Origin of the sequence: Ureibacillus xyleni (genome assembly GCF_900217795.1) — a bacterium.
Classification (GTDB): domain Bacteria; phylum Bacillota; class Bacilli; order Bacillales_A; family Planococcaceae; genus Ureibacillus; species Ureibacillus xyleni.
In genome coordinates this window covers 55,903-69,729 of record NZ_OBMQ01000003.1, presented here as the reverse complement: position 1 = coordinate 69,729, position 13,827 = coordinate 55,903, and the positions used below count along the sequence as shown (strand labels likewise).

14 protein-coding genes, 2 pseudogenes and 1 other annotated feature (1 of these 17 only partly in view) are annotated in these 13,827 nt (G+C 34.6%); of the genes and pseudogenes, 14 read left to right on the top strand and 2 right to left on the bottom strand.

Going from position 1 to position 13,827, the window contains the following annotated elements:
- Positions 1 to 8: 8 nt before the first annotated feature.
- Positions 9 to 659 carry a hypothetical protein gene (locus CRO00_RS05935; RefSeq protein WP_097072758.1) on the top strand — a complete coding sequence of 217 codons (651 nt, stop codon included), beginning with the start codon at positions 9 to 11 and terminating at the stop codon, positions 657 to 659.
- A gap of 52 nt (positions 660 to 711) precedes the next feature.
- Here the strand turns inward: CRO00_RS05935 and CRO00_RS05930 are convergent, their stop codons facing one another.
- Both CRO00_RS05930 and CRO00_RS05925 read right to left on the bottom strand, forming a co-directional pair.
- Positions 712 to 1,506 (bottom strand): ATP-grasp domain-containing protein, encoded by a 795-nt coding sequence (locus tag CRO00_RS05930; RefSeq protein WP_097072757.1) that lies wholly within the window; start codon positions 1,504 to 1,506, stop codon positions 712 to 714.
- Entirely contained in the window at positions 1,503 to 2,372 is an 870-nt protein-coding gene (locus CRO00_RS05925) for an ATP-grasp domain-containing protein (protein WP_097072756.1), read from the bottom strand. The genes CRO00_RS05930 and CRO00_RS05925 overlap by 4 nt, the downstream gene beginning before the upstream one ends.
- 95 nt (positions 2,373 to 2,467) lie before the next feature.
- Between CRO00_RS05925 and CRO00_RS05920 the strand changes: the two genes are divergently transcribed.
- The 13 genes and pseudogenes from CRO00_RS05920 to CRO00_RS20425 all read left to right on the top strand — a co-directional run bounded on the left by CRO00_RS05920 (position 2,468) and on the right by CRO00_RS20425 (position 13,724).
- Entirely contained in the window at positions 2,468 to 3,712 is a 1,245-nt protein-coding gene (locus tag CRO00_RS05920) for a bifunctional folylpolyglutamate synthase/dihydrofolate synthase (protein ID WP_202615632.1), read from the top strand.
- Positions 3,713 to 3,875: 163 nt separating this feature from the next.
- Positions 3,876 to 4,511 (top strand): hypothetical protein, encoded by a 636-nt coding sequence (locus tag CRO00_RS05915; RefSeq protein ID WP_097072754.1) that lies wholly within the window; start codon positions 3,876 to 3,878, stop codon positions 4,509 to 4,511.
- Positions 4,512 to 4,606: 95 nt separating this feature from the next.
- Positions 4,607 to 5,194: a Maf family protein gene (locus CRO00_RS05910; RefSeq protein ID WP_097072753.1), complete on the top strand. Its 588-nt coding sequence runs from the start codon at positions 4,607 to 4,609 to the stop codon at positions 5,192 to 5,194.
- Between the two features lie 16 nt (positions 5,195 to 5,210).
- Positions 5,211 to 5,765, top strand: a pseudogene (gene radC / locus CRO00_RS05905) (RadC family protein); the annotation flags it as partial.
- A gap of 552 nt (positions 5,766 to 6,317) precedes the next feature.
- Entirely contained in the window at positions 6,318 to 7,601 is a 1,284-nt protein-coding gene (locus CRO00_RS05900; protein ID WP_161946621.1) for a reverse transcriptase/maturase family protein, read from the top strand.
- A 140-nt stretch (positions 7,602 to 7,741) separates the two neighbouring features.
- A pseudogene (locus CRO00_RS05895) lies at positions 7,742 to 7,876 on the top strand (JAB domain-containing protein); the annotation flags it as partial.
- A 544-nt stretch (positions 7,877 to 8,420) separates the two neighbouring features.
- Complete coding sequence (locus tag CRO00_RS05890; protein WP_097072750.1) at positions 8,421 to 9,440, top strand: rod shape-determining protein; 1,020 nt, start codon at positions 8,421 to 8,423, stop codon at positions 9,438 to 9,440.
- 11 nt (positions 9,441 to 9,451) lie between these two features.
- Positions 9,452 to 10,372 carry a rod shape-determining protein MreC gene (mreC, locus tag CRO00_RS05885; protein ID WP_097072749.1) on the top strand — a complete coding sequence of 307 codons (921 nt, stop codon included), beginning with the start codon at positions 9,452 to 9,454 and terminating at the stop codon, positions 10,370 to 10,372.
- Between the two features lies 1 nt (position 10,373).
- Positions 10,374 to 10,898, top strand: a complete 525-nt coding sequence (mreD, locus tag CRO00_RS05880) for a rod shape-determining protein MreD (protein WP_097072748.1) — start codon at positions 10,374 to 10,376, stop codon at positions 10,896 to 10,898.
- Between the two features lie 26 nt (positions 10,899 to 10,924).
- Positions 10,925 to 11,593 carry a septum site-determining protein MinC gene (locus CRO00_RS05875; RefSeq protein ID WP_097072747.1) on the top strand — a complete coding sequence of 223 codons (669 nt, stop codon included), beginning with the start codon at positions 10,925 to 10,927 and terminating at the stop codon, positions 11,591 to 11,593.
- Position 11,594: 1 nt separating this feature from the next.
- Positions 11,595 to 12,392 (top strand): septum site-determining protein MinD, encoded by a 798-nt coding sequence (gene minD, locus CRO00_RS05870; RefSeq protein ID WP_097072746.1) that lies wholly within the window; start codon positions 11,595 to 11,597, stop codon positions 12,390 to 12,392.
- A gap of 169 nt (positions 12,393 to 12,561) precedes the next feature.
- Positions 12,562 to 13,113 carry a M23 family metallopeptidase gene (locus CRO00_RS05865; RefSeq protein ID WP_161946620.1) on the top strand — a complete coding sequence of 184 codons (552 nt, stop codon included), beginning with the start codon at positions 12,562 to 12,564 and terminating at the stop codon, positions 13,111 to 13,113.
- Positions 13,086 to 13,724: a site-2 protease family protein gene (locus tag CRO00_RS20425; RefSeq protein ID WP_237658338.1), complete on the top strand. Its 639-nt coding sequence runs from the start codon at positions 13,086 to 13,088 to the stop codon at positions 13,722 to 13,724. The genes CRO00_RS05865 and CRO00_RS20425 overlap by 28 nt, the downstream gene beginning before the upstream one ends.
- Before the next feature lie 39 nt (positions 13,725 to 13,763).
- Positions 13,764 to 13,827: a sequence feature (ribosomal protein L21 leader region), on the top strand (it continues 19 nt past the right edge of the window).

Here is a 13,827-nt window from a genome sequence, read left to right as displayed (position 1 = left end):
AGAGAACTATGGATCTCATTGAACAACTAAAACATATGGAAAAAGCATATAAAGAGGAAAATTTCCCAGAATCTTCTACATTTGAACTTATTAAAGGGGAGCTACCGGTTATTTTGTCTAGTCCTCACAGTGTCACACATTTTCGAGAGGGCAAGCTAAAACAAGGAGAATTTATGACGGGTGCCATCGTAAAAGTTTTACAAAAAAAGTTAAATTGTTTTGCGATTACGAAAACGAAAAATGATTTCTCTGATCCGAATTACGATGATATTCACCCTTATAAAGAAGCTGTTAAAGAAATCGTAACTGAACATCATCTACGGTTCTTGATGGATTTGCATATTATGTCTAGCAAACGACCGAACGCCATTGAAATCGGAACAGGTGTAGGTAAAAATGTTTTTCATAATACAAAATACGAGGGTATCATTAAAGAATCCTTTGAAAGCAAAAGTATCGCACCAGTGATTATAGACGAGCTCTTTACTGGTGGATTTAAAAATACAGTTTGTTCTGATGTCTCTAAATCTGTTGGGATACCTTGCATTCAAATAGAGATAAATTGGAGATTACTGGATTTAGCAACGGAGAATCATCAAGTTCAAAAAGTTTTAGATTCTCTTACAACTAGTATTATGAAAATCTTAAAAGAACAGTGAAATTAGAAGCTCATCAAAACCTAAAAATGGATTTGATGAGCTTTTACAATTTTTAAGTTCGCGTATTATTAATATACGAAATTAATAAATGGGGTAAATTCACATCATATAAATGATAAAACGACCTAGCGCCAACAGGGTCTTCCATTTCATTTAGATAGAAAACATTGTTGCTTTTAATAAAATCAATTCCAATATAGTCGCTTTTAAGTTCGTGGACAATTTTCTTAAGATAACATTTTAATTCTTCTGGTATATGAAAATGTTCAATGGTTCCCCCTAAAGTGTAATTGGATTTGAAACTTTCTTTACCAGTTCTTAAAACAGAGCCGAGAATTTGTTCACCCAGCATCCAAATTCGAATATCCTGATTATTTGAAGGCATAAAGGGTTGAATGATAGATGAATTTTTCCCAAATAAATTTATGTAATGGTTTACCTCTTGTAAGGAATGACAAAGAGCAACCTCTTGCCCACCATGCCCTTCTACGGATTTTACGACAACAGGAAAAGTTAAGGAATCAGGTAGTGTGTCCCAAGTTGGAATACATGGGATGTTCAACTTTTTCGCAAATTGATAAGTGAGCCATTTATTATTTGCTAATTTATTTACGTAGTGGTTATTAAAAACTTTAATGTTTTGTTGTTCAAAATAAAGGGCGAGTTCATCATTTCGTGTACGGTTCCAAACAAAATCTACATTGGTAAGGTCTTGTATATTAAACTCATGTTCAAATTTTAACGTTAAGTCAATACGTTGTGCACGAGCTTCATGGATTAGTTCATTGATAAATGTAAGATTTTTATTTGCATCTTCTTCGGTGTAAAACAGCCATCCAACCGTCATAGTGCAAGTTTCCTTAAAATATATTGTGTTAATTTCTCGCCAACATTTACACCCGTAACATTATAAATATTTCGAATATGAGCTGCTGCATTTACTTCACAAACAATTGGTTGTTCATTTTCGCCAAATAGTAAGTCTACACCGGCATATTCTGCTCCTAAGACCAAAGCAGCTTGTTTAGCAATTTTTATTTGTTCTTCCGTAAGTTCGATACGCTCTGCTTTACCGCCATTTGTTATATTTGCGCGGAAATCAGTTTCAGAGTGTCGATACATAGCAGCGACTACTTCATCCCCAACAATGTTTACCCGTATGTCACGTCCTGTGCTCGATGCGATAAATTCTTGGAACACAAAATCTACACCGCTTAGTTCTTTTACTTTCTCATAAAATTGTTGTTCTGTTTCAATTAAATAAACTTTCATTCCAAATGAGCCGTGTGCTTCTTTAATGATCATCGGCAATTTTAATTGCTCGATTACTTTCTCAAAATAACCTGTTTGTGTTATAGAGAAATTTCTATAAACTTTCGGTGCAATAATTGTTTTTGGGATTGGTATGTTTCCTTGAGATAATTTTAAATATTGCTTTGCCTTATTATCACAAATTTCGATAATGTCCGGGTCATTAAAAACAGGTATGCCTTGTTGTTTTAAAAATTGGCCTAATAAAATGTCTTTATCTAAAAAAATCACAAAATCAGGTCGGTTTACTAATTCTGTTTGCAAATCCATTAGAACATCACAATTTTTTAAAACAATCGGTTCCACATCATATTTTTTTACGGCTTCAGCCATTAAATTTGCTTGGTCAACAAATTTTTCTGATATAAGACTTCCATTATAAATAATCCAACAGTTTGTCATAAGAACCTCCTCGTGTTTAGTTTAACACTCTAATAAAGTATTTGATAATGTTATAATTGAACGAATCTTAATAAAAATTTAAAGGGTGTATTATGTTGATCGTTGGATTGGAAAAGTATAAAAATATATGGAATTTAAGTAGTAGTGATCAAATAAAACCTGGATTAGACGCTATTAAAGATGCATTAAAATTGTTAGGTAACCCACAAGATAAACTTTCTGTCGTACATATTGCAGGGACGAATGGAAAGGGCTCTACCTTAACTTTTATTGAACAAATCGCACGCTGCCATGGATTAACTGTTGGGAAGTTTATGTCACCTTGTATTGTTGACGTACATGACCAAATTCAAGCGAATGGTGAACAAATTATAGAGAGCGAATTAGATCAACTCTTTGAACAAATGAAGGGTGCTGGATTAAGTGGCAAACTAACAGATTTTGAGCTCTTAACATGCGCGGCTTTTCTTTATTTTGCTTATAAAAAAGTGGACCTAGTATTACTTGAAACGGGGATGGGTGGGCGAGATGATTGTACGAATGTCGTGACTCCAATCGTCTCTGTAATTACAAGTATTGCATTGGAGCATACCAAATTTTTAGGACCCGATATCTCGAGTATCGCTAGTCACAAGGCAGGTATTATTAAAGAACGAAAGCCAGTAGTGGTGGGCCCATTACCTGCTGAAGCTATGATAGTTATTGAAAAGGAAGCTAGTGATAAAAATGCTCGACTTGTTGTTTTAGGAGATCAAATTCACATAATTCCTTCAACTACAGGAGATTTCTATAAAAATGAAATGAATGGTCTTGAAATTTCTCACTTAGTTCGAACTCTACCGGGCAACCATCAAGCAGAAAACTTGGCTTTAGCAATAACAGCTTTCTTAGAAGTGGCAAAACATTTTGCGATTTCTATTGATGTTGAAAAAGTTAAGGAAGGCGTGCTTCATTCTACATTGCAGGGAAGGTTTGAGCAGGTTTTCCCAAATGTTTATTTTGATGGAGCTCATAATCCTGCCAGTGCCCAAATGTTAGTTAATACAATTAAACAGCAATTTCCAGATGAACAAATTCGTTTTGTTATTGGGATGTTAGCCGATAAAGACGTACGTACCGTATTAACCATTTTAGAGACAGTAAGTGATGAATTTTATTTTGTTGATTTTTCAAACTCCCGAGCAATGAATGCCGAGGAAATGATGAACCTATCAAAGGCTGCGTTGAAAACTGAGGTAAAAGATAGCAAATCATTTCTAAATCATTGTATTAATTTACCGGGTAAAACGATTGTTACAGGTTCCCTTTATTTATTAACGGATTTACGGCAGAGATTTTAGAAAATGAATGATTGAAAACAATTAAATATGCAAATAGTGATAAGGAATAATGTTGGAAAATATCGTTTATTAGAACTATTTGCGAAATATTTTTTAAGCGAGACGACATTAGTTTCGCTTTTTTTTGTTCTTTTTTTGATACGGTTAAAATGAGGTGAAGCGAATGAAATTTCCAAATGTTATAGGAAAAAGAGATCTAATTCATGCAGCAATTATCGGGTCGGTTTCAGGCTTAGCAGGTGTTTTGTTTTTTATATTATTGCTTAGTTCCATGGATCCTAAAGAACAACAACAAGTATCAAATCAACCTGAGGAAGAAGTAATACCTGTACAATCAACAGAAGAACCAATTGTAGACAAAACGGCAGTGGAATTTTTCGCAAACCAACATGGTGTATTCTCAAGTCATAAATCAGCTTTGGATTTTATCGCTGGTTACGCCTCATTAAATACGAGTGCTATCGTTGAAATAGATGGTAATTTTTATGTTTGGTCCACTGTTACGCCAGTAAAAGAGGAGCTCGTAATAACAGATGATCCGACATCATTTGCTAAATCTTTTACTTTATCTGCTTCAACATGTTCAAACCCAGCCCTACAATCGTTACCAACGCATTTACAAAGTAATAATCCTTCAAAATTTTATTTTGAAGATACGAAAAATTTAGATAACAAACCAACTGATTGGGATTCTATAACTTCAGCTCTATCAAGCATTTCAGGAGATTTAAGCGTGGTAAGATTGCACCTAATTGCCCATTATTTTAATGAAAACGACTGTATGAAAATTAAATTATGATAGGACAGTTTTGAGGCAAAATGAAATTTTTTGAGATTTACCGGAATTTTTCAAAATCCTTGTCCTCGGCTATTATATAGTTAGGAGGAATGGAAATGAAATTTACTACAGATGAACAATTTATTTTAGCTTCTGCATCCCCAAGAAGAAAAGAACTTTTTGAAAAACTCGGTATTCCTTTTGAGATTATGACAAGTGATGTTATTGAAACAACTGTTTCCGCTAGTACAATGGTCGATTATGTGCGGAAAGTAGCATTGCTAAAAACTCGAGATGTGGCAAAAAAAGTAGTAGGGAAAACGTTGATAGGGGCAGATACTATTGTTGTCTTCGAAGACACACTACTACATAAACCAAAAACGCGACAAGAGGCTGTTACGCACTTACAAAAGCTTTCAAACAACCGTCACCAAGTCATGACAGGTGTAGCTATTATACAAGCAGATGGTACAGAAACTACTTTTGTAGAAGTAACAGAGGTGTATTTTAAAAATCTTTCACAAAATTTAATTGAAGCTTATGTAGAAACTGGTGATCCCTTTGACAAAGCAGGGGGATATGGAATTCAAACAGATGGCGTCTTATTTGTCGACCGAATTGAAGGAGATTATAACAACGTCGTAGGACTCCCTTTAGCAAGTCTATTTGAAAAATTAGTGGCCCTAAATTTAATAAAAATATAAGGGAAGTGAAGATTAAATGACGGTTCCATTTCCGGAGTTGATGATTCGTGATGTACATGTAGACGATCGACCGAGGGAAAGGTTAATCAATCAAGGTGCTCAAAGTTTATCTAATCAAGAACTGATAGCTATTTTATTACGCACGGGGACAAAGCAAGAATCTGTATTAACTCTTGCCAATCGTGTTTTAAATTATTTTGAAAAATTGCACGGATTAAAACATGCAACGTTAGAGGAGATTGTCTCAATTAAAGGTATTGGTGAAGCAAAAGCAGTACAACTTTTAGCCGCCATTGAACTTGGCAGGAGACTCGCACAAAAACAAGTTGATTCGCGCTTCACCATCCGCTCTCCACAGGATGCTGCAACATTTTTAATGCCTGAAATGTCCTCTCTTCACCAAGAACATTTTGTAGTTCTTTTCTTAAACGTCAAAAATCAAGTTTTGCACAAACAAACTATATTTATTGGAAGTCTAAATTCAAGTATTGTTCACCCGCGCGAAATTTACCGTGAAGCAGTTAAACGTTCTGCTGCATCGATAATTTGTGCACATAACCACCCAAGCGGAGTGCGCCTGTAATGTATGTGAATTCAGTGTTTTTGCAAAAAACTAGAACTTCTCACAATGTTCTATGGTCAGCGTCTTACCTTGCAAGGGAAACTAGGCAAGGGAACATAGCATGACGTGAAAAGGAGAAAAGACAACGTAGCTATCAACGTTGATTCAGTTCTTCAGACCAAGTGATGTATGGTAAAAGCTAAACTGCCTGAATCCTAGACAAATGAGTGTTGGGTGCACCATTACCTACGATAGCTAATAGGTAATGAGGATAAAATGGATTGTTGGAAATTCCGCTTTCCTGTCCATAGTGAGATTTATCCTTCAATCCTTTGTATAAGGAAAATGTCGAAAGGGATACCTAACCATCACGCATCTGAATTTATATGTAATGCAGGGATTGCCTAAGTGTGAGTGCCGAAATTGGCTATAACAAATAGTTGTTTGAAAATCACATATGGCAACGGAGTCTCCATAGTACTCAACGTTTGCTTGTAATGAGTTTAGCATGGGAAAGGGAGACAGGTTGTTTTAACGTTTGCGGTGAAAGGAGTCATGAATATGGCATCAAATCCATTTCAACAGTTAAGCGTTTATCGGAATATTTCTCGTAAAAATCAAAAGATAAAAGATTGTTATCGTTTACTTTATCATAAGGATCTTTGGTTAAAAGCATATACCAATCTATGCTCAGATACTATGAATGTAACAAATGGGACAAGTTTTAAAATGATTGACGAGATGATTGAGCAGCTACAACAAAATACATTTCGTTTCTCACCTATGCACCGAAAACCGGATTCAAGTCAGATAGTTTTTAATTTTAAAGATAAGTTAGTGCTTGAGGTAATGAGTATTATTCTTAGCCATATATATGAACCGATTTTCAGTAAACATTCACATGGTTTTATAGGAAATCGTTCTTACCAATCGGCACTTTTGGAAATTAAAAATAGTTGGAATGGGGTAACGTGGTGTATCCAAGGCGTACTGGATGGGGAAAGCAACCGTGAACATCAAAAAAACTTATTGAAATGGATTAGCAAAAAAATAGATGACAGACGTTTTTTACTACTTATTCACAATGCCTTAAGTTGTGGTGTAATGACTAAATGGCATTTAGAAAAAACAGATGACGGTGCACAACAGCCACGCCAGTTCTCTATGCTACTTCTTAATATATATCTTCATGAATTAGATACCTTTATAGAACATGTGATAAAACAGAAATCCAATTACTGTAAAATGAAATACGTTCGTTTTGCTCATGTGTTTATTATTGGGGTTTCTAGTCCAAAAGAAGATGCACAGAAGCTAAAATCACTAATAGAATGCTTTATTAATAATAATTTACAGTTAAGAATTGCGAGGGGAACAACAAACATTCGGCATATCGGAAAAGGCATACCATTTTTAGGCTATCAAATATCTAAATGTAAAAGAAATTATATTCAATTAAATATCCCAGCAAGAGCTTTACACTCATTCGCGTTAAAGAACGGTTATGGTAATTTAGATGATTTAACGATTAAACATAGAAAGAAACTAGTTAATCTTTGTGAACTAGAAATACTTTCAATATATAATTTAGAACTAAAAAAGTTTGGGAATTATTACAAATTAGCCGATAACTTTCATCTATTAAATAAATTACTTTATATAGCAGAACACAGTTTCATTAAAACCATTGCTATAAAAAGAAGAAGCTCGTCAAAAAAGGTTGCTATCAGCATGCGAAAACATCGACAAGGTCATTTAAGCTTAGTTCAGCAAAATAAAACTGGAGAACAAATCATACATACGTTTCTAAAACTTAAAGATTTTCATAATTACTCTTATAAGTAACGATAACAAATTTTCGGATTTTCTGAATAAACAACCGGCGAGCCGTATACATTGAAAGGTGTATGTACGGTTCTGAGTGGGGAATTGTGAAACCGATTATGGTAACATAGCACGGCGCATAATTTCTACACTACAATGCTACACCAAGTCCAGAAGACATTGATGTAACAAAACGTTTACAAGAAGCGGGGTATATTATAGGGATTGATTTAATTGATCATGTTATTATCGGTGATCATCAATTTATTAGCCTAAAGGAAAAAGGATATATGTGATTTAGTTTTATTATATTTGGCTAATCACTCGTAAATTTTGGTGTTTATACGTATACTTATATCATCATAAGTTTTTGTTTAAACAAAAAATGGACGCCTCAAAACTTTGAGACGTCCATTTTTGATGGAAATTACCTAACCTTTTAACGTTACGGATTTTCCCCTTAAATTTGGGCAAATTAAAGTAAAATTAACGTAACAAATAGATGTCAATTAAATTACTAACATTTTGTTTAAAGAGTTAAACTATGATTTAAGGCTTTATTATTATTACATGATTATTTCATCGAACCATTTCGAATAAATTTCGTCATTTAAATGGTGTAGTTGTTACACGATTGTAAAATCTTACATAATTATTTTATTTGTTTCAAGGGAACAATCGAAATACAATGAAAAATGTCGATTAAAATTGATTGTCAACAGACAAATATGGTAGAACAGTACATGTGATACTATAATTTTTCGAGCTTTTCAGCTATAATAAATTTTATGATTTTAGGCATTGATACGAGAATGGCTTAAAGAGAAAGGGAGTACAAAATTGTTTGGATTAGGAAATAAAGATGTCGGGATCGATCTTGGCACCGCAAATACACTAGTATTTATTAAAGGAAAAGGTATTGTGTTACGCGAGCCTTCTGTTGTGGCGAAAAATACAAAAACTGGTGACATCGTTGCAGTTGGTAATGATGCGAAAAATATGATCGGACGTACACCAGGTTCTATTGTAGCGATTCGCCCAATGAAGGATGGTGTAATTGCAGATTTCGATATTACAACTGCGATGATTCAATACTACTTAAAACAAGCATTAAAAAATTCAGGTTCTAATTGGAAAAAACCAAATGTCATGATTTGTGTACCTTATGGCATTACATCTGTGGAACAGCGAGCAGTAATTGATGCTTCAAGACAAGCTGGAGCAAAAGAGGCATTTACAATTGAAGAGCCTTTTGCAGCAGCAATTGGAGCGGACTTACCTGTTTGGGATCCTACAGGTTCGATGGTTGTTGATATCGGTGGAGGAACAACTGAAGTTGCCGTCATTTCACTTGGTGGTATCGTTACAAGTGAATCAGTCCGTATTGGTGGCGATGCTATGGATCAATCAATCATTAGCTATATCAGAAAAACTTATAACTTAACAATTGGTGAACGTACAGCCGAAAAGGTTAAGATTGAAATCGGTACAGCAAGAGTTGATGATAGTAACGAAAAAATGGAAATCCGCGGACGTGACTTACTAACAGGACTACCTAAAACAATTGAGATCACAGCAGAAGAAATTTCTGAATCTCTTCGTGAAGCAATCGCAGCCATTATCGATGGAGTGAAAAAGACTTTGGAGCAAACACCTCCTGAGCTTTCTGCTGACGTTATGGAAAGAGGAATTGTCTTAACTGGTGGTGGAGCTCTGTTACGTAATCTTGACAAAGTAATAAGTGACGAAACAAATATGCCTGTATTTATCGCAGAAAATCCGTTAGATTGTGTTGCGATTGGAACAGGTAAAGCTTTAGAACATATTGATTTAGTTCGTTCACAGCAGATGAAAAAATAGGGGGGATAGCAATGCCACAGTTTTTTTCAAACAAGAAATTAATACTGCTACTAGTTAGTATAATTTTCCTTGTGGCATTGATTAGCTTCTCATTACGTGATCGACAAAATGCTAATCTTCCCGAACAATTTATTAAAGACACTGTTGGCTTTGCACAATCCCTTGTTGCTAAGCCAGCTAATTACATAACTGGTATTTTTAATAATATTAATTCTTTATTAAATACGTACGAAGAAAATAAACGTTTGAAAATGCGTTTGGAAGATTTTGCCGTGCTTCAAGCAGAAGTTAATACATTGCAATCTGAAAATGAATCTTTAAAAGAGCTAGTGAAAAAAGAAAGTAGTTTAAAAGATTTTAATCCACTTAAGGCAACTGTAATTGCGAGAAACCCGGACCAATGGGAAGAAAAAATTATCCTCAACAAAGGGTCATCACATGGTGTTAAGTTAAACATGGCTGTTATGACAGCTAAAGGGCTAATAGGTAAAATTAGTCTTGTTACCCCATTTACTTCTGAAGTGGAGTTATTACAAACGAACAATCCTAATTTCCGTGTATCTGCAATTGTTCAAGGAAAGAAAAAGGATATTTTTGGTTTGTTAGAAGGATATGACGCTGAACGTAATGAATTAATATTAAAACGTATTGATTCTAGCTTAGATGTAAATGTAGGTGAGCAAGTTGTTTCCTCAGGATTAGGGGGGATTTTCCCGAAAGGTATTCTAATTGGAGAGGTAACAGAAGTAACGACAGATGATTTTGGATTAACAAAAATGGCCTATATTAAACCTGCAGCAGACTTTTCAATGCTGGAGGATGTTATTATTGCTAAAAGAAATGCAAATGAAGTGGACGGATCTGATGGAAACGGAACGAATGCGGACTTAACAAATGAAGTTGAAGAGTCTACTGGTGAAGGGGAAGAATAAAATGATTCGTTTTTTAATTCCTTTTGTAGCCGTTGTTCTATTTTTATTGGAACCAGAGTTTGCGCTGTTTTCTCCAATACAATGGGGAGAAGAAATATTATATTTAGTCCCTCGTTTTGTCATTTTGTATTTAATTTTTATATCGATCTACTATAGTCGCAAACGAGCATGTTTGTACGGTTTGTTTTTTGGACTCTTGTATGATGTGTTTTACATTGATATTATTGGATTATATTCCTTTTTATATCCACTTGTTTGCTTCGTTGCTGGGTCTTCGATTCGATTTATTCATCAACATTTAAGTGTAACAACAATATTATCTATATTTCTAGTCGGACTTATGGAAATCGTTTTATATTATTTTTTCTCATTTATTAATTTAACGACGATTCCTTTAGCAAGTTTTTTAAGTAATCGTTTACTTCCAACAATTATTGCAAACTTATTGTTTTTAAGTATGCTTGGGTGGGCTTTTAAATATTTAATCAATGCTCGTGTTTTACAGCATACCCGAGATGCTTCTTAATTTGATGGCGTGAGGTGTCGCTTTTTATGAAAAAACAGCTTGTCCATATTAAAGGGACAAAAGAAGGTTTAGTACTTCGGCTTGATGATCAGTGCGCCTACGCAGAATTAGTAGAGGAACTTAGTCGTAAAGTTTCAGAAGGTAGTATTGATGGGATAGTAGATGTACAACTTCATTTAGGGAATCGATATCTCTCTAATGAACAGCAAGACGAACTAGTTAATATTGTACAAAAATCTGGTAATATGCATGTTGCTAAAATGCAGAGTGATGTTATACCTATACGAGAGAGTAATGAAAAACTAATAACAGAACAATACGAAACATATGTAGGGATTGTTCGCTCAGGCCAAGTGTTAAAATCAACAGGCGATATTATTGTTATTGGCGATGTTAATCCAAATGGTCAAGTTGAAGCAGTCGGAAATATTTATGTGTTAGGAAATTTAAGAGGAATTGTACACGCAGGAATAGAAGGAAACCGTGATGCAATTGTTGCTGCATCACATTTTAAACCTACCCACGTTTTAATTGCCGATTCTATTGAAATTATGTCAAATGAAAGTCCAGCTGTGCAAAATAGCTCGGAACAATTGTTTGCGTATCTTAATAGGGACGGCATCATCTCATATGAACGTTTACAAGAAGTAAGAAAAATACGTCCATTTTTAAATAAGGTCAAAGGAGGAAGCTAATGTGGGTGAAGCAATCGTAATAACTTCAGGTAAAGGCGGGGTAGGTAAAACAACAACTACTGCCAATCTGGGAACTGCATTGGCTCTTCAGGGGAAGAAAGTATGTTTAGTTGATACTGATATCGGCTTAAGGAACTTAGACTTAATATTAGGATTAGATAATCGAATTATCTATGATTTAGTTGACGTTATAAATGGCCGCTGTAAAGTACATCAAGCGCTCGTTCGGGACAAGCGTGTAGATGAAAAACTATTTTTATTACCGGCTGCTCAAACAACGGATAAAAACGCTGTAACGCCAGAGCAAATGAAGAGTTTAATAGATGAATTGAAACGTGAATATGATTATGTGTTAATCGATTGTCCTGCAGGGATAGAACAAGGGTATAAAAATGCAGTAGCTGGTGCAGATCGCGCTATCGTTGTAACAACTCCAGAAATCTCTGCTGTTCGAGATGCTGATCGAATTATTGGATTGTTGGAAAGAGAACCAATCGAACCACCGAAATTAATCATTAACCGCATTCGAAAAGATTTAATGAAGAATGGGGATACAATGGACATTACAGAAATAACAACTCATTTATCTATTGATTTATTAGGTATTATCATAGATAGCGAAGAGGTTATTAGTTCATCCAATAAAGGGGAACCAATTGTAATGGATCCAAACAATAAAGCTTCTTTGGGATATCGTAATATTGCTAGAAGAATTTTAGGAGAATCGGTCCCTCTTATGACATTAGAAGATGAACAAAAAGGGATGTTTAAAAAATTAATTTCTATTTTTTCAAAGTAGAAAGTGAAGATGAAGAGCAAGGAGGTGCCTTAATGATTTGCGAGGCATCTCTTTTTAATTGAAATCAAATAAATTTTTAATGTGGGCGATATTGATATTTTTCTAAATCTCATTGAATCGTATTTTCATATTTTTCATATACTATGAAAAATGCAGAATGGATGAGGTAGTGAACAAAAAGTGGAAATGGATTGCAGCCTTTCTTCTGTGTACACTTGTCTTAATTGGGAATGGGATGCAGGAACGCGGACAAATAAATATCGACGTAAAAAAAATTGTTTATAGTTCAGAGGATTTGACGATGATGCGAAATGTTCTAAGAGAAGTTTTTGGTGAAGAGACGGGTACAAAAATTACAGTGTCTTCGGATCCTGTGAATCAAGAACTGCTTTCATTTGTTGCGATAAAACCTTATGATAATGGATATTTATTAAGTTTTGAAGAGACCATTCCGATTCTTGCTATTGAAAATGGTCTTGTCGTTTATACCGGACATTCTAAAACAACAGGTAAAACAATTTCGGTTTATTATGAAGATGATACGACGGTGACTTATGGTAATGTAGACTCCTTTTCCCTTTTACCTTATACATCAATTGAAAGAGGGAGTACGATTGCCAATAAAGAACCTGGGGATCTTTACTTGAAAATTGAACAAGGTGGGGAAGTGTTAAACCTTGAAGAAACATTACAATGGATGAAAGAGCATACGCAACCATGATGCGGATGACAATTCATCCATTATTTTTGCCGATTTTGTTTACAATGGTTATGTCTGGGAACGTTTCGTATTATGCACTTATTTTAACTTCATTAATTATTCATGAGCTAGGGCATATTGTTGCCGCTTTTTTATGTAAAGTAAAGGTAGAGCGTTGTGTGATTATGCCGTATGGTGGTGAAATTGAGTTGCAGGGCGGCTTCTCCATTCCACCAAAAAAACAACTCATCATTGCTCTCGGAGGACCTATTGCTACCTTTACTTTTCTTGGAATCACCCCTTTTTTAGATCCATTACTGTCAGATCCTTTATTTAAAATTCAACTAGTTTTACTAGGGATTAATATGATTCCGGTGTGGCCACTTGATGGAGGGAGAATCATTTTATCGTTAATTTTGGTGTTTTACCCAAAGGCACGATTTTACGAAATGTATATATCCATATCCCTCATTTTGACAATATTAACAATCATTATTACTTTTATTTTGTTGCCAAAAACGTTATTTTTATTAGTGTTATCAATTTTCATTTTTATTAAATTGGTAGGTGAATGGCGATATCGGAAGTATCGTCTTGCTTTTGAGAAATATGTAATGAAACGATTGACTTAAAAAAATATTTATGTTAGTATTTTAATGTTGTTTGTAGCACCCGTGCTACAACCGCTCTGGGAAGGTTATGAAGAATCGAATCGTTCGATCACCTTTCATTACA

Bases quoted from the DNA above. Each gene is read 5' to 3' on its own strand.
- CRO00_RS05935 (WP_097072758.1), top strand. From the start codon at position 9: ATGGATCTCATTGAACAACTAAAACATATGGAAAAAGCATATAAAGAG.
- CRO00_RS05930 (WP_097072757.1), bottom strand. From the start codon at position 1,506: ATGACGGTTGGATGGCTGTTTTACACCGAAGAAGATGCAAATAAAAAT.
- CRO00_RS05925 (WP_097072756.1), bottom strand. From the start codon at position 2,372: ATGACAAACTGTTGGATTATTTATAATGGAAGTCTTATATCAGAAAAA.
- CRO00_RS05915 (WP_097072754.1), top strand. From the start codon at position 3,876: ATGAAATTTCCAAATGTTATAGGAAAAAGAGATCTAATTCATGCAGCA.
- CRO00_RS05910 (WP_097072753.1), top strand. From the start codon at position 4,607: ATGAAATTTACTACAGATGAACAATTTATTTTAGCTTCTGCATCCCCA.
- CRO00_RS05900 (WP_161946621.1), top strand. From the start codon at position 6,318: ATGGCATCAAATCCATTTCAACAGTTAAGCGTTTATCGGAATATTTCT.
- mreC (WP_097072749.1), top strand. From the start codon at position 9,452: ATGCCACAGTTTTTTTCAAACAAGAAATTAATACTGCTACTAGTTAGT.
- mreD (WP_097072748.1), top strand. From the start codon at position 10,374: ATGATTCGTTTTTTAATTCCTTTTGTAGCCGTTGTTCTATTTTTATTG.
- CRO00_RS05875 (WP_097072747.1), top strand. From the start codon at position 10,925: ATGAAAAAACAGCTTGTCCATATTAAAGGGACAAAAGAAGGTTTAGTA.
- CRO00_RS20425 (WP_237658338.1), top strand. From the start codon at position 13,086: ATGGATGAAAGAGCATACGCAACCATGATGCGGATGACAATTCATCCA.